The 20,530-nt window shown below is 34.3% G+C and carries 23 protein-coding genes and 1 pseudogene; 6 read left to right on the top strand and 18 right to left on the bottom strand.

What is annotated here, in order from left to right:
- Nucleotides 1–216 precede the first annotated feature (216 nt).
- Nucleotides 217–2,415 (bottom strand): MMPL family transporter, encoded by a 2,199-nt coding sequence (locus J7E66_RS28675; protein WP_215006627.1) that lies wholly within the window; start codon nt 2,413–2,415, stop codon nt 217–219.
- Between the two features lie 515 nt (nt 2,416–2,930).
- Between J7E66_RS28675 and J7E66_RS28680 the strand changes: the two genes are divergently transcribed.
- Complete coding sequence (locus tag J7E66_RS28680; RefSeq protein ID WP_215006630.1) at nt 2,931–3,812, top strand: processed acidic surface protein; 882 nt, start codon at nt 2,931–2,933, stop codon at nt 3,810–3,812.
- Here the strand turns inward: J7E66_RS28680 and J7E66_RS28685 are convergent.
- The 6 genes from J7E66_RS28685 to J7E66_RS28705 form a co-directional block, all read right to left on the bottom strand.
- Entirely contained in the window at nt 3,804–3,953 is a 150-nt protein-coding gene (locus J7E66_RS28685; protein WP_215006632.1) for a hypothetical protein, read from the bottom strand. The two genes, J7E66_RS28680 and J7E66_RS28685, sit on opposite strands and share 9 nt — an antisense overlap.
- A gap of 483 nt (nt 3,954–4,436) precedes the next feature.
- Nucleotides 4,437–4,859: a VOC family protein gene (locus J7E66_RS28690; protein ID WP_215006634.1), complete on the bottom strand. Its 423-nt coding sequence runs from the start codon at nt 4,857–4,859 to the stop codon at nt 4,437–4,439.
- A 221-nt stretch (nt 4,860–5,080) separates the two neighbouring features.
- Nucleotides 5,081–5,260 carry a hypothetical protein gene (locus J7E66_RS32695; protein WP_308162621.1) on the bottom strand — a complete coding sequence of 60 codons (180 nt, stop codon included), beginning with the start codon at nt 5,258–5,260 and terminating at the stop codon, nt 5,081–5,083.
- 29 nt (nt 5,261–5,289) lie between these two features.
- On the bottom strand, nt 5,290–5,448 hold the full coding sequence (locus J7E66_RS32700; protein ID WP_308162622.1) for a hypothetical protein: 159 nt from the start codon (nt 5,446–5,448) through the stop codon (nt 5,290–5,292).
- Nucleotides 5,449–5,569: 121 nt separating this feature from the next.
- Nucleotides 5,570–6,043, bottom strand: coding sequence for a hypothetical protein (locus J7E66_RS28700; protein ID WP_215006635.1), 474 nt, complete (start codon nt 6,041–6,043; stop codon nt 5,570–5,572).
- Nucleotides 6,044–6,826, bottom strand: coding sequence for a hypothetical protein (locus J7E66_RS28705; RefSeq protein WP_215006636.1), 783 nt, complete (start codon nt 6,824–6,826; stop codon nt 6,044–6,046).
- Nucleotides 6,827–7,325: 499 nt separating this feature from the next.
- On the opposite strand from J7E66_RS28705, the gene J7E66_RS28710 reads away from it, so the two are divergent.
- Together J7E66_RS28710 and J7E66_RS28715 are read left to right on the top strand one after the other, a co-directional pair.
- Complete coding sequence (locus J7E66_RS28710; protein WP_215006637.1) at nt 7,326–8,123, top strand: HAD family hydrolase; 798 nt, start codon at nt 7,326–7,328, stop codon at nt 8,121–8,123.
- Nucleotides 8,124–8,587: 464 nt separating this feature from the next.
- Nucleotides 8,588–9,220, top strand: a complete 633-nt coding sequence (locus tag J7E66_RS28715) for a LysE family translocator (RefSeq protein WP_215006638.1) — start codon at nt 8,588–8,590, stop codon at nt 9,218–9,220.
- 274 nt (nt 9,221–9,494) lie between these two features.
- Here J7E66_RS28715 and J7E66_RS28720 read toward each other — a convergent pair whose 3' ends face one another.
- The 3 genes from J7E66_RS28720 to J7E66_RS28730 all read right to left on the bottom strand — a co-directional run bounded on the left by J7E66_RS28720 (nt 9,495) and on the right by J7E66_RS28730 (nt 10,850).
- Nucleotides 9,495–9,725 carry a DUF3986 family protein gene (locus tag J7E66_RS28720; RefSeq protein ID WP_215006641.1) on the bottom strand — a complete coding sequence of 77 codons (231 nt, stop codon included), beginning with the start codon at nt 9,723–9,725 and terminating at the stop codon, nt 9,495–9,497.
- A gap of 158 nt (nt 9,726–9,883) precedes the next feature.
- Nucleotides 9,884–10,390, bottom strand: a complete 507-nt coding sequence (locus J7E66_RS28725; RefSeq protein ID WP_215006644.1) for a hypothetical protein — start codon at nt 10,388–10,390, stop codon at nt 9,884–9,886.
- A gap of 226 nt (nt 10,391–10,616) precedes the next feature.
- Nucleotides 10,617–10,850, bottom strand: a complete 234-nt coding sequence (locus tag J7E66_RS28730) for a hypothetical protein (protein ID WP_215006647.1) — start codon at nt 10,848–10,850, stop codon at nt 10,617–10,619.
- Nucleotides 10,851–11,510: 660 nt separating this feature from the next.
- Between J7E66_RS28730 and J7E66_RS28735 the strand changes: the two genes are divergently transcribed.
- Together J7E66_RS28735 and J7E66_RS28740 are read left to right on the top strand one after the other, a co-directional pair.
- Complete coding sequence (locus J7E66_RS28735; RefSeq protein ID WP_215006650.1) at nt 11,511–11,693, top strand: hypothetical protein; 183 nt, start codon at nt 11,511–11,513, stop codon at nt 11,691–11,693.
- A gap of 141 nt (nt 11,694–11,834) precedes the next feature.
- Nucleotides 11,835–12,044 carry a hypothetical protein gene (locus tag J7E66_RS28740; protein WP_215006653.1) on the top strand — a complete coding sequence of 70 codons (210 nt, stop codon included), beginning with the start codon at nt 11,835–11,837 and terminating at the stop codon, nt 12,042–12,044.
- 179 nt (nt 12,045–12,223) lie between these two features.
- Here J7E66_RS28740 and J7E66_RS28745 read toward each other — a convergent pair whose 3' ends face one another.
- From J7E66_RS28745 to J7E66_RS28765, 5 genes and pseudogenes are all read right to left on the bottom strand, one after another.
- Nucleotides 12,224–12,817: a hypothetical protein gene (locus J7E66_RS28745; RefSeq protein ID WP_215006656.1), complete on the bottom strand. Its 594-nt coding sequence runs from the start codon at nt 12,815–12,817 to the stop codon at nt 12,224–12,226.
- Between the two features lie 213 nt (nt 12,818–13,030).
- Nucleotides 13,031–14,023, bottom strand: a pseudogene (locus J7E66_RS28750) (zinc-dependent alcohol dehydrogenase family protein).
- 122 nt (nt 14,024–14,145) lie between these two features.
- Nucleotides 14,146–14,850, bottom strand: a complete 705-nt coding sequence (locus tag J7E66_RS28755) for a class I SAM-dependent methyltransferase (protein ID WP_215006658.1) — start codon at nt 14,848–14,850, stop codon at nt 14,146–14,148.
- 167 nt (nt 14,851–15,017) lie between these two features.
- Nucleotides 15,018–15,470, bottom strand: coding sequence for a GNAT family N-acetyltransferase (locus J7E66_RS28760; RefSeq protein ID WP_215006661.1), 453 nt, complete (start codon nt 15,468–15,470; stop codon nt 15,018–15,020).
- Between the two features lie 148 nt (nt 15,471–15,618).
- Complete coding sequence (locus J7E66_RS28765; protein WP_215006664.1) at nt 15,619–16,506, bottom strand: LysR family transcriptional regulator; 888 nt, start codon at nt 16,504–16,506, stop codon at nt 15,619–15,621.
- A gap of 162 nt (nt 16,507–16,668) precedes the next feature.
- Here J7E66_RS28765 and J7E66_RS28770 point away from each other — a divergent pair, with 162 nt between their 5' ends.
- Nucleotides 16,669–17,355, top strand: a complete 687-nt coding sequence (locus J7E66_RS28770; RefSeq protein ID WP_215006667.1) for a class I SAM-dependent methyltransferase — start codon at nt 16,669–16,671, stop codon at nt 17,353–17,355.
- Between the two features lie 249 nt (nt 17,356–17,604).
- Here J7E66_RS28770 and J7E66_RS28775 read toward each other — a convergent pair whose 3' ends face one another.
- The 3 genes from J7E66_RS28775 to J7E66_RS28785 form a co-directional block, all read right to left on the bottom strand.
- Complete coding sequence (locus J7E66_RS28775; RefSeq protein WP_215006670.1) at nt 17,605–17,955, bottom strand: VOC family protein; 351 nt, start codon at nt 17,953–17,955, stop codon at nt 17,605–17,607.
- Between the two features lie 223 nt (nt 17,956–18,178).
- Entirely contained in the window at nt 18,179–18,460 is a 282-nt protein-coding gene (locus J7E66_RS28780; RefSeq protein WP_251033186.1) for a hypothetical protein, read from the bottom strand.
- 354 nt (nt 18,461–18,814) lie between these two features.
- Nucleotides 18,815–20,011 carry an FAD-dependent monooxygenase gene (locus tag J7E66_RS28785; protein ID WP_215006677.1) on the bottom strand — a complete coding sequence of 399 codons (1,197 nt, stop codon included), beginning with the start codon at nt 20,009–20,011 and terminating at the stop codon, nt 18,815–18,817.
- Nucleotides 20,012–20,530 lie beyond the last annotated feature (519 nt).

Below are 20,530 nucleotides of genomic sequence, written 5' to 3' on the forward strand. Positions count from 1 at the left end.
CACGGCACTTAATGGGTTCATAAATATGAATTTATCATCCTCTGAAAACGACTTTCTTCATTCGGTAGAGGTTTTTACGTTCAGCAGGAGGCATAAATTCAATAAGTCCTGCCGCAAAAGGTTGCGTACCGATACGAAGCTAACCTTTGTATCGCTTAGTTCGTTACCTGAATGCTCAGCGATATAATAAATCTACTTTTTTAACTACTCCAAAAATCATTTTCCTAGAATCCATCTAGGAACCCACCAGTTCGCAGGACCGAGCAGTTTCATTAATGCGGGAACCACGATAATTCTAATCAGGGTAGCATCAATAAAAATAGCACAAAATAAACCAACACCAAGTGCTTTTGTAATCTCAATATTGGTAAAAATGAATGAACCAACAACTACTAGTAAAATTAATGCAGCACTACTGATAAGACGACCCGTTTTCTGGAGTCCTGCGGCTGTGCTTTTTTCATTATCACCTGACCTATCGTATTCTTCCTTTATCCTTGATATTAAAAAGACTTCATAATCCATTGAAATACCAAACACAATACAAAAGATTGTAACAGGCATAATGATACTAACATAGCCAGTAGATGTAATATTTAGTAAATTAGTGAGCCATCCATACTGAAAAATAATTACCACTATTCCTAGACTTGCTCCAAGGCTTAAGACATTCATCATGACCGCTTTAAGCGGAATTAGAACCGACTTAAAAGCATACAACAATATCAAGTAAGTCACAGATATAATAAATAACATCATCAACGGTAAACCTGAATTTATTCGATCCACCATATCCACAAGCAAAGCGGTTTGCCCAGTAACATACGTTTCCAATTCATTTGTTGATACATTTCTTATCTGGTGAACAAGATTGGAAGCTTCGACCGAATCTGGCGTTGACCGTGGTACAACTGTAAGCAAAGCAAAATTCCCTTTCAATAAACTTTCATTTAACATTCGGTCATATGTACCCTTTAACTTAAGTAGTTGAAAGGTTTCTTCTGGTGTACGGTTTCCAAGAACATCGATAAAACTTTGAACCGAAAGCACACCAGGTAATTGGTGAATCTTATCCTCATATTTCTTTATGCTCCTAGTGGATGATACTTCTGTGACATTTTCCTTTGCCTTCACAATAATAAAAATCGGGCTTGATTTCCGTACGTCATAATTTTTTTTTAGCAATTCCGCCCCTATCCTTGATTCATAGGACGGAGGCAATACTTCCGCAGTAGGAACCCCTACTTTCATACGAACGATAGGGAGCATAAGAGATATTAACAAGGTGCTTATTAAAATGGCAAATATCGCTGGCCGTTTCATTACGGACAGTGCGATTCGCTCCCACATGATTGAATTCTCCATTCTCTTTTGAGTGCCCGCAAAAACCTTAAGAGAATTGATACGGTGGCCCAAAATACCTAGTAATGAGGGTAAAAGTGTGCATGATAGGATCATTGCTGAAAAGACCACCAGCACACCACCTAAACAAAGAGAGTAAATAATAGGGAGTTTTATAAACAGCATGCCGAACATACCAATTAAAACAGCAAATCCAGAAAAGAAAACAGATTGTCCTGCTGTTTGTGTAGCCATGGCCACAGCTTCCTTTACTGATTCCTGTCTCTTTAATTCCTCTCGAAAACGGCTGACAAGAAACAGTGCATAATCAACTCCGATCGCAAGACCCAGCATCATAACTATATTTGGAAGAAAATTTGAGAACGAGTAATAATCAGTAAGATAATAAATTATTCCAAGTGCCAGTGATACACTCATTATCCCAACTAATAGTGGCAGAATGGCTGCCCACACTGTCCCAAAAATAAATAATAGGACAAGTAATGCAATTGGAAGGCCAATCTTTTCAGAATGTGCCATGTCTTGTTTTGTTGCCTGCTGTACTTCATGAGTTGTCGCAATTTCCCCATCAACATATGTATCCATTCCCTGAGGCTTCCCTATTAGCCTTTTCATCTCTGGAAAATGGTTAAGAGCCTCTTGATTCTTTAGTTTTAGTTCAACAACAACAGACTGAATTCCCTTATCCTCTATTAAACGAGGTGTTGAATTGATGTGAATTTTTTCAACATAGTTTCGTTTTTTTAATTTATCTAATGAATGCAGTATGTCCTTCTTCGCTTGTTCACTTGTTAAGTCAGTATCATGACTTGTATAAACAATAGTGACTGTAGAAGGTGACGTCCCAAGTTCCTTTTTCATTAATGAAAATCCGAGGTCCGATTCGCTTCCCTTCGAATTGAATCCACTTTCCTTAAGCCTATCAGGTAGTTTTTGGACAAAATATGCAGAAACTATAAATAACAATATCCAAAAAAGTGTTACTGCCCAGCGCAATCTGTACATCCTTATTCCCCAATGCCAGAATAGACCTTTTTCTTGAATCTCTCTCATTTATAACATCCTCCATTTTGTTCCAGTGATAATAGGATTTCACATTACACACGTTTTTATGAAAGTGAACGATTGGAAGAATAGCGATGAAATTTTTCCTATCCTCTACGTCAGGAACTATTAAATGGTTTTAGAGTTTATCCTATAAGAGGGCATACACTTTCTTGTAAGACACCTTGTGCCCTTTGAAAGTCTTTACATTTATTTTAGGTTCCAATAATTATGCTAACGATTTTTTAGGAGAAATTCTATAAAAATAAAAAATAAAATATTGCTTAAGGACATATTTTCCACATTTATTTGGCCCTATTAGTGAGTTTATAACAAAATTCCTTGGCTAATCATATTCACTAAAAAAAGCGAGCTCGTCCACTACGGTATGTATAACTTTCCATTCATCTGCCTCAGTTCTGTGTAATCTTGGTGTTACTTCCAATAGAATTAGGTAAGTTTATACTTCTAAGTATCCCTTATCAGGGTAAATTATAATTGCATCAAATTAAAGGAGGGTACCAATGGTCCGTATTAAGGTTTTGTTAGTGCTCATGCTCATGCTGCCATTCCTATTGAATGTTCCTTCAGCGAATGCTGCTCCACCAGAAAATGAATTGAACCAATATTTAGCGGAAATAGGATGGACTAAACAAGAGTTATTTGACTATCTTTCCTACTATGAAATTCCATTAGATGATTTTAACACAGTGGAAGAACTTAAAGATGTTATGGGTACCCCAATTAACTCGAAAAATTTTCAGGAGTTATTAACTAAATATGGTCTTACCGAGAAAGAATTTAATGATTTAATGGACCATTTTGGTGATAACTTGAATGACTATAAATTTATAGAGGATTTGGATGCATCAGTTGAATTCTATGTAAACAACGATGAGTATATGGCGGAAACCGAAAAAGCATTAGGGGAATTTGGCATTACTGAAGAAGAAGCAGAAAGATTTTTTAACTACTTAGCTGAAGTAGAAGAAAAAAATAAAGATCAACTTGACCAAATAGCAACAAACGATACCCTTTGGGAAAAATTCACTAATGTAGAAGATCCTAGTCAATTAAGCGATGAAGAACTTAATGAAATGGTTCAAATTTTAGAACAAACAATTGCGTTGTATGAAATTAAAATGAACTTTAAGGTTAACGGCCAACCAGTAACCTTAAATGATTTATTAAAAATGCAAGAACCTCCAAAAGGTAGTTTATCTGGCAGTGTTTACAGTACTTCAGGGGAACTTCTGATTGACTTTAATATACCTCAAGAGTTTTTTGAATCACTGGAAGTTGTAGAAAACGGGGAGGATTTACTTCATTTAGGTGAAATATCAGATGATTATGTTGATCATATGCATGAGGAGAAATATGAACAAGGACGAAAAAATTTAAAATAAAACAATAGCCCTTCTCCATTGGGGAAGGGCCTTTGTAAAAGGCACCGATATGATTGGAACAGGATTTAGAAATGAACGTGATTCTTCAAACTGTATTTCCATTTGCTCAATAATATATTTCAATTTGACTTGTATACTCATTATTAGATCACCTTTCGATATTTTTACTAATGCACCCATTAGATTAAGTACATTCCTTCACAAAAGGATTATATTCCAAAGTGTATCATATATTTATTTTCCTCTTTAGCCTTAATTATTAATAATTGTCTGTACAAAGAATTTTCTTACCGAATTCGGTACCTTTGAAGTACCACCAAAGAATTTATGGAAGTTAAGTCCAAGATGTGAACCACCTATGGTAATCAAAGATTCTGTATGTTCATAAATATATCTCGAAAAGGTACGGCATCTTCTTCTTAAACCTCTAGCTTTCTGTTTTGAATAGTTATAAACATTCCATTATTTCATCTTAAAAATTCCTCCAGGGGATTTGGAAATGGTTTAGTACAATATTTCTTTCCTAAGGGGACTAATCCCTTCTTTAACTAAACTGACGGTTAGTACAACAAGCAAAAAGATCGCCGCAGCGATCTCCTTCTTTAACTATTGCACCAGATAGTTTTAAAAAAAATCTTTAAAGTTTGTGAGACCACGAACGTAGCATAACTTATAACTTTCTTCATATTGCTGTATCTCACTAAAGATTTCCGTGCCCCTCTTTTTCAATTTTGCAACAACAGCTTCAATATCTTCAACGGCAAAGCAAATATGTCGGATACCCAGCGTATTTGCAAAAGGTTGCTGAATATCTTTTTCATCTGATGGCGTATAAAATTTGACTAGTTCTATCCATGCCTGACCATCTGGCATCCCCAATCCTACACATGCCGTTTTAACATCATTAAGCCCAACTATTCTGTCCAACTGTTCTCCATCCAATTCCCATTCCGCTTGCACTTCAAGTCCTAAATCAAGAAAAAACGCTTTAGCCTCTGAAAGATCATTTACGTTTATACTCACATGATCTATTCTATTGATCTTCATATCTCATACCTCCTATGTTCCTGTTATTTTCAATACCTGTATTCGTGTAAGGTTTGTTTAAATTCTAATTCGCTTAAAACAGGAAATATCCTTCTTCAACAAACCTGCTAACGTTAGTGCAATAAAAAAGGGTCGCCGCAGCATCCCCATACTTAAACTCTTACACCCGATAGTTGAATACGGAAGAAAGTAGATTTAAATGTTTTTTATTAAGCAAGTTTTTAATCAAAGAATTCTTCTGGATATAAATGCTCTTCTTCAGTTTCAACATCTGGGTATTGAGTAAAAACAGACTCAAATTCGTCATTTTCAATAAGGTAATCAATAACCTCCAAAATCCGTTCTCGACTAGCAATATCAATCAGCACCATATCACTTGACCAAAGATATGCTCCGTTCATACTTTCACCTATCTGTTTATTTTTTTCACTCAGAGTCTTATGTTTTTATATGTAAAAAAACTTGCAATCCATACAGTACGGTCAGAGGAAGTAACTTTCACATCAAGATTGTCATCTTCAATATTCCATTCACCTTCTGCCCATTCCTCTGCTTCTATCCAAATATGTTTATTTCGATTTTCCTTCAAAAGAAATCCCCCTATATGCCATATAAATAAAGCACCCGTTACTTTAAGTACAATTCTTCACAATCTCCTTCGTTAATGGGCGATGCTTTTTATAGCATCACACCGATAATAAAAAATTTTGTTATTCTTTAGAATTAATAACTTTCGCCAACCCTAACGCTAAATTTCGTGTGAGTATATCTGAAACTAATTTTTCATCCTTCAGCTGACAATTAATAATTAGTATAACTTCTCCGTGTTTTTCATTCCGTACCAGTTTTATTTGCTTTTTTTTATTCTTCCATTTATACAATATTATTTCGATTACTAAACCAATAATAATGCCGCTGGCTGCACCAATTAGTCCCCAGTATATAGGTCCCCATTCTAATTCAAATCCCTTGCTGGCTAAAATAGTTGATAATACAACTGCTAAAGCAAATCCCTTATCTAAAAACGAACGACCGTCAGAATGATTAAGGGAGTCAATGATTGAAGCTCTAACATTTACTTTCTTTAATGGAACTGCAAAAATATCCGTTATGCCATTCTCCTGTAACTCTGTTATCCCAAGCTCAAGATACTTTGTATGTTCAAAGGTCGCAAAAATTTGCATTTATTCCACCAGTCCTCCCTTATGAATGTGGAAATTCGAAGGCTGGAAATTTTCCTCTAAAAAGCGTGCTTGTTCTTTTGCAAACAATTTATTTAGTTCAATAGTATCTGTATAAGATTGATACAATGTGAAGAAATAAAAAGACGGTATAAATAGCAACCATTGCATATTTAATACTTGTGTGGATTTTTGTATATCTCCCTGTATTAAATAAATTATTGCTTCAGCGAAGTGCGAGTAAAATACAAAGATAACTGCCCAAAAAAGTGTAAAAAAACTTGCTAAGATTCTTTGTTGATAAAATTGACCTAGACTTGGAATGAAAATTGCCCAAATAAGAGCTAGGATAGGATTTCTCTTATCCAGATAATTAACACCCGCTGCGTTCATAGCATATTTCTTGATGGGAGAGTTGGCACTTTCGCTAAGTTTATACTCTTTGTTCAAATCAACTGCTCCACGGTAACTGTCCCATATACCGAATAAATATATAGGTATATATAAAAGCAATAATCTGGTATTTAATATACCTTTAGCTGATGGTATATCGCCTATAAAAGAATACACCATAGCAGCGTTTAGATTTGAATATGAATTAATACAAATTTCCCAAACAATTAGACCAGTACCACGAAAAAAATGTCCTAGTAGAATATGACCAAGTCCAGGGAAAGCTACTGACCACCAAGCAATTATTGAAGGTTTTCTTAAATGAAGAATGGTTGTATCAAAAATTCCTAAAACGCTTCTAGGAAGACTTTCTCTTCTCATAGCCCTACTCATATAAAATGCTCCTTTGATCCAAGTTTGTAATTTCTGTGTACAGGTTAAATTCAGTTATATAATCCTTTTTCCTTAATCTCTCCAAAAAATTTTTTAAATAAAAATAATATCAATAATTAAGTTTTCTTTCTTATGATAACCTGCCACGTTACTTGAAGAAGAAAAATGCCTTGCTCCCTTATAGAAACAAAGCACTCCGTTAGCTAAATAAAAGGATTTTATTTTTTACTCTTTTTTAGATGGCATTTGTCAGCCAACTTCTATGCAAGTTGAGTTGGAGCTTCCTACTACTTTATTTAATTCAGTTATCAATACTTGAAGAATGTTGTCGTTTACTAATACTTGTAATGTCTTCTCTGTAATTGGAACATTGTATTTTTGAAAAGCCTTTAATGTTTTTTCCCATACTGAAACTTTATTTAATCTATACACTGAGTTTACAAGGCTTTAATATTCAGATGATAGGATTGGTTTATCAACGAATGAGGAGGCAGTATAAATGAATGTTCGTGCAATATTTATTGATATGGATGGTACACTACTAAAAGCCTCAAACAACATTTCCCGCCGAAATATGGAAGCCATTTATAAGCTCATTAATCAGGGAGTCAAGGTTTTTCTAGCTACTGGTCGACACTATGAAGTAACCGCTCCTTACCATAAAGAAATTGGATTACGAACTCCTATGATCTGTTTGAATGGTGCCGCTATTCACGATGCAGAGACAGGAAGAGCTATGCAAATGAAAACCGTCCGACTGAACGAAGAACGATTCCACCGTCTGACCGCTGAAAATCCTTGTAATGTTATTATCCATACAGCAAATGGGCTTTATTGTAAGGAAACAAATGAAGAAATCGATTATTGGACAACAGTTGGGCAAATTCCGCCACGGTATATTGGAGATTTAAGACTGGCAAATTATCAAGATGTTCTTAAATATAGTGTTCGAACAGGTGGACCAAGTTCTGAATTATCCGCTTTGTTTAAAAAGGAAGCAGAAGTCATCAATTGGAATGACGGGTTTGAAATGGTTGCTCCTAATGTTTCCAAATGGTCTGCTATAAAAAGCTTACTTCGCGCATTTCGAATTAGTCCAAATGAAGTCGTAGCCATTGGAGACGGACCCAATGATATAGAGATGCTTCGTCATGTCGGTACTGGTGTGGCAATGGGAAACGCTAGCGAAGAGGTTAAAGCAGCAGCTGATTTTGTTACAGGACACCACGAAAATGATGGATTAGCTGAGTTTATAGAACGTTATCTTCATAAATCATATGAATCATATGTGATTTAAGGTTATTTAAAATAACTTTTTGTAATAAAAAATGACAGGTGTAATCTATTTCGTTAGATTCATACCTGTCATTTTTTGTCATCAATATTTTATAATTAGATAGTGTATCTTCATTTGAACAATTTCATTCATGTATTGGTTTCTAACTCAGAATTACCAATTACTCCTAATTTTCAATATTCACACCCTTTAATGAAATAAAAAAATAGCTTCTAGGTGAAAATGGAAGGGCCTAATCATCTGTAAGAAATTATACAAACTACAAAACGGGGACAAAGGTTACTGTACTAAACGGGGTTAAATCAACTTGTTTAGGCTGATTCTTCAACTCAAGCACCCATTAGTTCAACAAGGAAATCAATCAATAAATAAGGTTTATGTTCAATTAATAACACGATTTATATATAATACAATGTAAGAATCACATGATCAATACTTATCATAATCAGAAAGGTGATATTAAAATGGAAAATTTTTATCTGTTTGTCCTAATGTGTATTTTACTAATTATTTTACCCGGTCCTGATACTGCAATTGCTACAAAAAATACTGTCACCGTTGGGAGAATCGGAGGTCTTAAAACAGCTCTAGGTACTTGTTGTGCCCTTCTTATCCATACTTCTGCTGCTGTATTAGGACTTTCAGCCATCATTGTGAAATCAGCAATATTATTTTCTGTCTTCAAATACGTTGGCGCTGTTTATTTAATTTATCTGGGTGTTAAGACCTTATGGTCAATGAAGAAAAAGGAAGAAACAGCAAGCGTTGAGATGAACACAAAAAGCCAGTTTGTAAACACATCTTGTTTTAAACAAGGGTTTATTACAAATATCCTAAATCCCAAAGTTGCTGTCTTTTTCTTAACCTTTTTGCCTCAATTCGTGGACTCTGGAAGCAATACCTTTATACCGTTTCTTATAATGGGTATAACTTATACTGTATTGACTGCCGTATGGTTTTTACTTTATGTCTATTTAATTAATCAGATTAGTTCTTTTATGAAAAAACCTAAAACACAAGATATTATTGAAGGTATCACAGGTACTATACTGATAGGTTTTGGTATAAAACTAGCTCTTGAAAAGACTCATAATTAGCTTATTTTTATTTATAAGGTACGACCCTTGATTTCCCTAAATCAAAGGGTCTTATTTTTTGCCGAAATAAAGTATCTTAATCAATCTTGCTAAACTAGTCGAGTAGAAGGGAGCCTTTCTACCTTGCGGTAAATTGTACTCCACCCTCCGGGTAGAAAGGTCGCCCAATTGGTGACTCAAATCCCCACAGAACCCGGCGTGCGGATTTCCCGCACCGGGCTCTTCAGAAATTGCTTCACAGTCAGTACACTAATTGAACCACCTTGCGGTGTTCCTATTTCACTGAAGTGTCTTCTTTATTGGTGATTGAAAAAATTCTTGTTCCAAATGGTTCAAATGTTGTTTCGTTTTCTGAGGTAATATTTTCAAGCCCATACCCTTTAAAATCAAAGAAAATATCCCAAATGTCCTCAGATTTTCTTTTAAAAGCAATCGACTCATAATCACAATTATCCTCGTAATAACCTAAATGCAGATGATATTTATCATCATACAAAATATCCATTAAGCACCTCTATTTTTATCATTTATATTAACCAATTCGGTAGAGGAATCAATAAACCTTTTTAAAGTAAACTGCCCCGTTAGCACAATAAGAAAACGGGATCGCCGCAGCCATCCCATCTTTAACATAGGCACCCGTTAGTTGAACAAGAACTCTCTTTAATAAGTTCCCTCCCATTCTTCTTTTGTATATTTAATCATAGGGAAATTTACCCTAATATAAGTCAAAATTGCCGTTGTTTCCTCCCTCAAAGTATAAGGAGTTACTGTTGATTTAAAAGCAGGACTTATAAGGACAGGAACAGACATGTCCTTTACATAAAAATGTAAACAATCCTTATACGATGTTTGCTTTGAACGTATTTCTTTTTTAAAATATCTAATCTCAATTACATCGTTAAATATTACTTCTCTTTTATGTTTCTTATTTTCAACAATTTTATTTGAATATACAGCAACATACCCTCGAATATCTCCACTATAATAGCGGAAAAGCAGATAAAACGTGATAAAAAATACAATTCCATAAATACACAAAAACCAATCTTTTTCAATTACGCCCCTTATAATAATCACCCAAAAAAACAATATAGATATTAGGCGAGATATTTCAAATACAATCAATATCCATTTGGGATTTTTATAAAACAATATAGGATTTTCCAAAATCATTTCCTCCAGAGACTAAAAAAAGTTAGTGCTTTCCTTAATCTTAAAAAGTAGGATTTTCAACATACTTATATTATATACCCTTCTTTCACTATCCTGCCCGTTAGCACAATATGAAAAAAGCCACCAACTGGCAGCTCGATCTTCAACTCTTGCTACCCGTTAGCATAAGTACAATACTTCACATTATTAGTTTTTATTGAATTAACAGAGAGGTCTGAAATCATTTAATCATTTGCGTGAGTCCAAAAATTAACCAATAAGCTATTGTCCCAACCACCCTCCAGGGGGATTTTCTAATGATAATACCGATACATATACATAGCAAAGTAAATACAGAGAAACCTAGCATACGTAATTGCCCTTGAAATGGACCAACCTTATTCAAAGCGAGTACAAAAGTAGAAACGATAAGAAATGTAATTATAGCGAAATTTGTGGTTTTTGAATATTTCATATGAAGTTCCTCCATCCCAGATTTTTTAATAATTAGAAAATATTCTTTTTATCCTTATTCCACAAATATCCTAAATTTTCCTTCTTTAATTAAACTGCCACGTCAGTTCAACAAGCAAAAAGATAGCCGCAGCGATCTCCTCCATCTTTAACTCTTGCACCCAGAGGAAATTCAAGTTTTTAGTATCTTTGGCTAATTCTTCACTTAATTTTTTTTATCTCTTCAGTTTGGTCTAAGATATTATTATTCACTTTCCTTAAAGCATCATAAACCGCAAAAATCCCCGCCAATACTAAGAATCCAACCAGTAAATCCATTTTCACACCCACATCATTCAATATATTAAATAAATAATAAACCAATTTGGGTAATTCTGTAATATCAAAATGGTCTTTGTTAAGCTAACCTGCGACGTTAGTGAAACAAGAAAAAAGGCTGCCGCAGCAACCTCTTGTTTAACTCAAGCACCCGTTAGCTGAATAAGGAAAAGTTCCGTTGCCCGCACTTCTTCCTATACACAACTATCCATCCTCTGTCCCTTCAGCCTGTTTTTCACTTCTTTCCCCGTATATCCAGGATTTTTGGACTGTATATGTCTAATGGCTCCAGGTCAGTATCTTGGGCATAATACAGTTTATATACATTTGAGAGGGGGATAGTATGAGGCTAAGAAATGGAGATTTTTATACAAATGTTTTTACCAATAAGTTATATAGGTTAAATGAAGATAACGATAGCAGCTGGTACTTGAGTTTGCGTGATGAAGAAGGTGATCATGAAACAGAAAAGATATCAGGGCGTGATATGATTAGATTGGTAGAAGGTAGTTATAAAAAAAGCTAATAAAAAAGCTACCCCATTCCTGTCATAGTACCTGTAATCAGATTTTTTTAGTGGAAAGTAGGTAAAACATGAAACAATATAAGATGTTCCAAGGAAAAAGTCGCCTTTATGTCGAATATAGTAGATAAAGGGGATTATCCAATGAATAAAGTTGAGTTATTAAAAAAATTACTAAATAGTAGTCGAGGTAATTTGTTTTCATTAGAGATTCCTACTACAAAAGAAAATGAAAAAAAGATTCAAGAATTGGTTAGAGTATTAGAAACAGAACAAAGAATTAAATTAAGAGAATATGTACAGAGAGAATACTCAGTTTACTTACATGGAATAATTAAGTATGCATCCGAATAATTAAGTAGTTCAGTTATTGTGGAGAAAACTTAAAATAACAAGCTGAATAACATTTGAATTCGCAGATTAAATCACACAGCATATAGCACGCAAAAAAGCTCAGAGTTTATTGCTCTGAGCTTTTCTTTTTTTAGGGAGTTTATTCCATTAAAGCCCCCTTTAATGGAATAACTGAATGTTTACTTCTTAATAAATAGTGCTTTTAAAATTGTTTTTGCCATCGACTCTGTTTCTCTATGGATACTGACCTTTTCTAAAAAAGGGAAATCATTTGGAGTAACTGATAACTTTGCAAGTGGTCTTATTTTTTCTTCACATACCCACTCATCCCTAATTCCACCTTTTTTGAAAAGGTGCTTTGAGAAAAAATAAATCGTACCACTTGTCCAAATATCTCTTATATCATCATTATTCGTCGAAAAATAATAATAACGTTTTATTCCTTTGTTAGTAGGTACAGTTAAACAAAGGTTTCTTATAGAACCTACATACCCTTTTCTATTTTTTACTGCAAAAAATAATGACCATACGCCGTCAGATGCAGCAAAAATAGCATTAATCGGTTTACCATTAAAGAGGGAACTTTTTCTTGGTTCAAAATTATCTATTAAATAACTATTAGAGCCGTGTACTAATACACTTTTATTCTCAATTACGTAATTCAAAAACAAATATAATGGGTATTTACTATTATAAAATATATAATTTCCATCACCTGTTGATATGTATCTTTTATACATTACATCAAACTCTTTAATCGCTTGCTCAGGCAATTTTAACTCTTCTATTTTTAATAGTTGGGTTTTATCTAGAATGAACTTTTTAATAAGGTTTCGTATTCTTTTTATTATAATATACCCCCTCCCACATACTTCGAAAGATTCCGCTTTATTCCATTAAACTGCCCAGTTAGCACAATAAGAAAACGGGATCGCCGCAGCCATCCCTTCTTTAACATAAGCACCGTTTGTTGAAGAAGAATTAACTCAATAACTTGTTAAAAATACTTTCCCGATTGTTTTTTTAGAAGATTCTACAGCGTCAATCGCCTTTTTTATATCCGACAAGTCATACTTAGAATCGACCATCATCAACCGTAATTTTTTATCATCTATTAGCCTTATCAAATGATTAAAAGTTTCTTTCCATTTATTTGCTGAGACATTTTTATTCCAATTCCGTAAATGAAACATATTCGCATTCACTTTTGCTTGATTTACAATATCTGCCCAATTTACTTGTACCCCTGATAAAAGACCGATTGTTAAAAAATGTCCATTAGGGCGGACACTAAAAGCTAATTCATTACCATCCGAACCACCAATAGAATCAATGGCAGCATCTGCACCCATTCAACTTGTTAATTCCATAACGGTTTCATTTAGACGATTTAAAGAGGTATCTATCACATTAGAAGCACCGAGATGAAGTAATTCCTCTGTATACTTATTATTTCTAGTCACTGCAATCAATTGAAAACCTAAAATCTTTGATAATTGAACAAAAATATGCCCAATAGAAGAACCACATGCGTTAACCAATAAAACATCATTTGGTTTTAATTTTAAAACTTCCGTACAAACCACCCAGGCTGTAACGGGATTAATATACATTTGTGATGCCGTAAAATCATCAATAGAATCAGGTATAGGAACGGCAAATTCTGCTGATGTCTTAACAAGCTCTTGCCATGTACCTTCCCCACGCAAAGGTAAAACCCGTTTACCAATAAGGTTTTTTTTAACAAAAGGACCTACATCCTCTACAATCCCAACTCCTTCATAACCAGGAATATTAGGTAAAGAAGTTCGATGAGAATACGCCCCTCTAATTGGAATTAAATCAGAAGGATTGATAGGTCTTGCCAACATTCGAACTAGAACTTCATTATCTTTAGGTGGTTTAATGGTTTTATATTCAATTTTCAACACATCTTTAGGACTGCCAAATTCGTAGAAATTAATATATTTTGCATCCAAAACAATAAAGGCTCCTTAATAAAAATTAGAATAATTTAATTATAGCATTTTCAACTAAACTGCCCGTTAGTGAAAGAAGGTTTTATAACAAGTGACAACGTTGAACGTCGCCCCTTTCATTGTTACCCTTTTATTATTTTTAACATCGAGTTAGCATTTGTCTGAAATTCATATGGTACTTTAACTTCTTCAACTGTACATCCATTTTCAGCGATATATTTTATTAATTTATCTAAATGTTCATATCGTTTTCCTTCCAAATCAACTAAAGGGAAAATACGAATTTCCTCCTTAGTAACTCTCAATAACTCATTTAGAGTTTTAATATGAAATTGGTAATCTAATCGGTCAGCATACATAAATAGAAAATGTGCAGAAAGAAGTATATCAAATTCTGAATCCTTAAACGGCAATGAAGGTAAAGTAACGGGAATGTATCTTTCATTCCATTCCATCATATCGTTAGCACAATCCTTTAAGGCACTTAAACGATGTTTTCTAAGACCTTCTACATCTTTGAAATAATCCCATATATAATTGCTCTTGGCTTTTTGCATATGCTCCATAGCGTGTTCAATGTCCTGAAGACCTTTATTTTTCAAGTCTTCACCAGAATGATAATACGCAATATCACAAGCTTTTACATCTAAACCAGATTTGTTACCAACAGCAGTAAACGAACAAGCTCCTGCTGGACAATCGAGTATTTTCTTTCCCTCTAATTCTTCTTTTGAAAGTGAAAACATATCAAAATACTCTTCAAAAGTTCTCCCGATAAAAACAATTCTTTCTAAATCTAACTTTGTACTCTGCTCAACTCTACTCAACTAAACTCACCTCTTCTAATAGAATTAAATTAATATTATTACAATTCATTGGAAAAGTTAACCTTTTTTCACTATTCCACTTTATCTAATCTGCCCTTTAGTTGAACAAGAAAAGCTTTACTCCTTCTTGAAGGAACGTTAGTAATATAAGGCTTTTTTCTTTTTATTTACAAATCTTGAGATAAACGAATCATATCCCTACACTGAATACCGTTTTCAAAAATCTCTTCTGAGTAGTGCCTAATGAAATAATCTATATCAACACCTCTAATTCTAAAACCACATTTTTGATAAAGAGTTAATTGTCCTATGCTTGAATTTCCGGTACCGACTTCTATCGTTTTGTATCCTCTTGACTTAGCTTTTTGAATTGCATTAATTACTAACTGTTTCCCAATGCCTCTACTATGCAGGGTTTCTACAACTGCAATACTAACCAACTCCACAGTTTCAGGTCTTGTTGGGAGTAGTACATAAACCCCGATAATTTGTTTATCATTTTCAGCTACAAAGCATTCTCCCCTTTGCGTATATTCCTCAACAAGTATTTGAGAAGGGTCAGCTAATAACAACAATTCTATTGGAGGTTCTTCATCTACATTTAGTTTTCGAATATCCATAATGCTCTCCCTTAAAAAGCTATATTTCCTTTCATTTTACCATTCCTTCTTGAACTAAACTGCCCCGTTAGTTCAACAAGGAACAAGATAATGTTTGTAATGAAGATATTAATATAGAATTTTGAGGTTATATAGCTTAATAATTCATTTATCTTTTTTCAGCGAAGACTGATGCTATGGAAGTGATAAATTCCTTTGCTTCCGGTGTTTCTATTTTTGTAATCATATAAGTAAAGGAAGCAGGAGGTACAATTTTATCAGGTTTTATTTCAACCATCCTCCTACTCTTTAATTCTTCCTGTACAATGGATAGTGGTAAATATGAAATACCTAATCCCGTTTCAATAAACCGTTTTGTAATTTCCATTTGTGTAACGGGAATTGTACGAATCCGTGGATAGTATTTTTTAATCTCAGATAATAGTTGATTCCAATATGAAGGATGATTATTGGTTAAAAGCCGGTATTGTTCAAGCATTTCCCTCTCATTGATAGCCGTTTTATGTTGCTCTCTTTCTTCAGGAAACGGTGCAACCAATACAACTGGATCCTGATGAATGATCTTACAGGACAGATCCGATTGGACAGGCTTCATTCTTGTTAAGCCGATGTCTGCTTTGCCAAGGCTAATTTCTTCACCTATCTCAAAAGATCGTACAACATTTATAATCACCTCAATATCTGGATGTTCATCAATAAAGAAACGCAAAAAAGGTGGAAGTAAAGAGGCTGCAATTTGTGGAGCTACAGCAATGATAAGTTTACGTTTATACCCTTGCTTCCACCCTTCGAATTCCTCCAACTCCTCTTCATATTTTTGAATAATCTCTATGGCTGCCGGAAGAAACTTGTAGCCGGCAGGGGTAAGGGAAACATTTTTGCCTACCCGTTCAAATAATTGAATGTGAAGGTGATGTTCTAACCTTTTTATGTGTTTAGTAACAGCCGGTTGTGTTAAATAAAGCTTTTCAGAAGCTCTTCGAAAATTTTCATATCTAGCCGCGATGATAAATGTTTTTAACCACTTTATATCCATTTCTAATACATTCCTTTTTTTAATAACTAACTGTTATTGATTGTGCTTAAATTTGTTATTTTTCATTATATACCGAATTCCTTATAATTCATATTAAGTTAAATATTTACTAAATAGAATATATCGGTCTACAATATACTTAATCTAAGGAGAGGTTTCAGAATGAGCACAACCAAACAAAGGATAAAAGAAAAATTCAATGAAAATGCAGGTGCTTACGATCGTCAAAGAAAACTACTAATTCCTTGCTTTGATGATTTTTACTCCATACCCATTTCTATCATTGAAACTAAAAATGATTCTCCAGCTGTACTGGATATTGGTGCAGGCACCGGACTATTTTCTTTCTTCATTAAAGAAAAGTTTCCAAACGCCCACATTACCTTAATTGATCTTTCTGAAAAAATGATGGATGTTTCAAGGAAGCGGTTTGCAAATTATAATGATATTCATTATGTGGTTGCTGATTATACAGAGTATAAATTCAATGAAAAGTTTGACCTTATCATTTCTTCCCTTTCCATTCACCACCTATCTGACGAAGAAAAAAGAAAGTTGTACAAGAGAATGTTTTCTTTATTAAACCAAGATGGAGCATTTATAAATGCTGACCAAGTCCTTGGTTCTACACCATTGTTAGAATCGCTATATAAAAATGATTGGAAAAACAAAGTTGAAAAGAGCGGATTAACAAAGCAGGAAATTGAAGCTGCTAACGAACGTATGGAACTTGATAAAATGGCAACGCTGAAGGACCAAATTGCTTGGCTGAAAGAAAGTGGATTTCAAGATGTTGATTGTATTTATAAATACTTTAATTTTGTTGTCCTTTTTGGGAGAAAAAGTTAAGACAAGTTCGATCATCGCGGCAACTGGTGTTTTGTTTCCTAAAAAACTTTTTTATAACTCTTAGAAATAACAACAATTCGGTGGAACTTTTCGTTATACAAAAATGCCCGCTAGAATTATTTTCTAGCGGGTTTTTTATGTAAAAAGTCCCTCGATTCTTGAACAAATCTGCTTCGTTAGTGAAATAAGAAAACGGATCGCCGCAGCCATCCCATCTTTAACATAAGCATCCGTTAGCTTAAGAAGGTTTTAACACATACACACCATCAAATGATTGCCATCAGGGTCTTTAAAATTAAACCATTGGTTTTGCTCTATTCCTGTTGTTATTTCTACCTTCTTTTCCCTCATATAATCGTAAGCATTTTCTATATTATTAGTATTGAAATGAAATAGTGGGGCTTTGAATATATTTTCAACTGAAAAAATTTTGCTATCTAATACAATCCCTGTTCCATTCATAGGTACTATAAACAAATGACCAAATAATATTTTGCCTTCTGCTGCTAAACCAAGTATGTCACAATACCAATTACGAGCCTCTTCAATATTACTTACAGGAATAAAAACTGTACCGATTTGATTTAATATAGGATTCATAAATACCTCCAATAAATAACATTAATTTACTATAAGAATCAATTCGTCGTAAGGTCTCTTTTTCCCTTTTATTATTGAGCTAACCTGCACGTTAGCTTAATAATAAAAACGATACTTCTTTGAAAAGTATCGTATTGTTCAACCAGCCCCTTAATAAAAAAGCGCCTATATTAATAGAAACGCACAATCTAAACAGAAATAATTATGTTTAAACTTCTCAATATTATTGAAGAGCAATATCTTTAAATTCTTTAAAAATTGCTATTTCCTTAGTTAAGGTGTCCTTCATTTTTTTTCCGCAATTCTCACTACATAAAGCAAATATACCATCAGTTCCTTGTAATTTGGCTTCTGATTCTCTAGCTGTTACAATCAAAGGAACACTAGTGTTTCGTGTACGGAGACCTATTTGTATTATTTTCCCTTCACTTTCGGTGTAATCTAAACCTTCTACAAACTTAACACTTAACCCAAATACTGCCTTGTTATTACTAATTTTTTTCATACACCAGGCACATCTCAGCATATAGACCACTCCCATTACCTGAAAATTTTGTAATAAATATACCTCATTAATTTATAAGGTTCAAACTATTAATTGCTCAATAGATTTTTTACCAATTAATCAGCAACTGCTCTACAATAAACTGCCACGATAGATCAATAAAGAAAACGATCCTTGCTAAAGAATCGCGCTGGCTTGCGGAAGACTAAAAATATTTTTAAAGGGCTTAAGGGCATGTTTGCGCTTTGCTGGATAAACAGAAATTTGTTCGGATTTTATATGGTTACTGAAAATAGACAGCCTTTTTTGATCGTGTCACTTGTTGATAGTAACCCTCCAACCAATAAATCCATATCAATAATCTTTCAGCTCGATCCCGTTAGCAGCTTTGGCTATCATTTTTGAAATCATCTTAAATTGTACGAGCATAATCGGGGGTATGTGCAACATTAAATTGCGTAGAAAGATTTTGAAGTTTGATTTTTCAATCATACTCCCGGCAGCTATTAGTCCTATTTTTTGATTTTTCTCAACAAACTTTCTCATTTTTTGTTCGTAGGTAATAAATGCACGGGCGAAGTTGCCATCTGCAGCTTTAAGTTCACCAGCTAATACATAAGCCCCGACAAGCGCCAGGCTAGATCCTTGACCTGATAGAGGAGATGGACCATATGCCGCATCGCCTACCAATGTAATCCGCCCTTTTGACCATGTCGGCATGTGAATCTGGCAAACCTCGTCAAAATAAAAGTCTTTCGCATCTTTCATGGTTTTGAGTAGATGCGAAGTTTCCCAACCTGAATCGCCTAAGAAGGCATTTTCTACTAGTTTCTTTTGAGATTCTGTATCATTGCGGTCGTGCTTCAATGCCTCTGATTGGAACAAGAACATACCCCTTGCTTCGGTATTGTCACGAGCGCTACACATACCTACAGTTTTGCCTGGTATCGTATATAACAGTTGGCGGTGGTCGAGGTTGAGGTAATTCTCGAGAGTGAAAATCGAGATATAACAGCCAAGCGTCCGTTTAAACTGTGCTTCATCTCCAAAAGTTAAGGTGCGTACATTAGAATGAAGCCCGTCTGCACCGATGACAAGGTCAAATGTCTGTGGCTTGTCATCAATAAATTGAACTTCTGCACCAGCTTCAGTCTCATTTATAGCGGTAATCGAATCGCCCCAAATGTAATCAACAGTATCCTTGGTTAAATCGTACAAAATGTTACTTAGATCGTCTCGCATGACTTCGATGTCCAGACCCTGCTGGTTCCCCATACTTGCTTCGCTTATTTGACCTTGGATCTTGCACTTGCTGTTCACAAAGTAAACACCAGTCAAGTTCGTGTCAGCTACACGAACTTGATCGAGTATACCCATCCCCTTAAGCACGGAAATGGCTGCACCACGGATATCAACCCCGTAACCACCCGCGCGCAATGCTGGAGCACGTTCTATTACTGTCACGTCGAATCCATGACGATGAAGCCAGTAAGCGAGTGCCGGACCGGCAATGCTTGCACCAGAAATAAGGACGCGCATCGTTTGTTTCATAATTGCCTATTCACTCCTATCCTAATTAAAGTCTTAACATATCCACAGTATATTTACGGACGATTTTACTTATTTAGGACAACAAAATAATAGGAATTTAATTTTTAAAAGCTTAGACTAATGTTCATCTATCCTGCCCGTTAGTAAAAAAGCGTCTCCACTTAATGTAGAAACGCACTGGTTATTTGAAAATCTGTTATCCCATAAGGTTAGATATAAAATATTGAAAACCAAAAGCTCCTAAAGAACTAATACTTGCCACTATAACTGCTATTGATAATAAAGGATTATAGGCAGATTGCTTTCTTGAACGAAACAAAAAAAGAATGGATAAACCAAAACTTATGATAAAAAAGACAATCCATAGATTGTTTAATGCAAAAGTTTCAAAATTGATAAGGTAATTCGCTATGTAAAAAACATTAATCAAAAGCAATAAGATTAAAATAAATCTTCTCACAATATCACCTTCCCTTAATTTTATAATTTATCCCTTCTTGAACTCCCTCAGCTTGATAC

This window comes from Bacillus sp. ISL-7, from assembly GCF_018613065.1.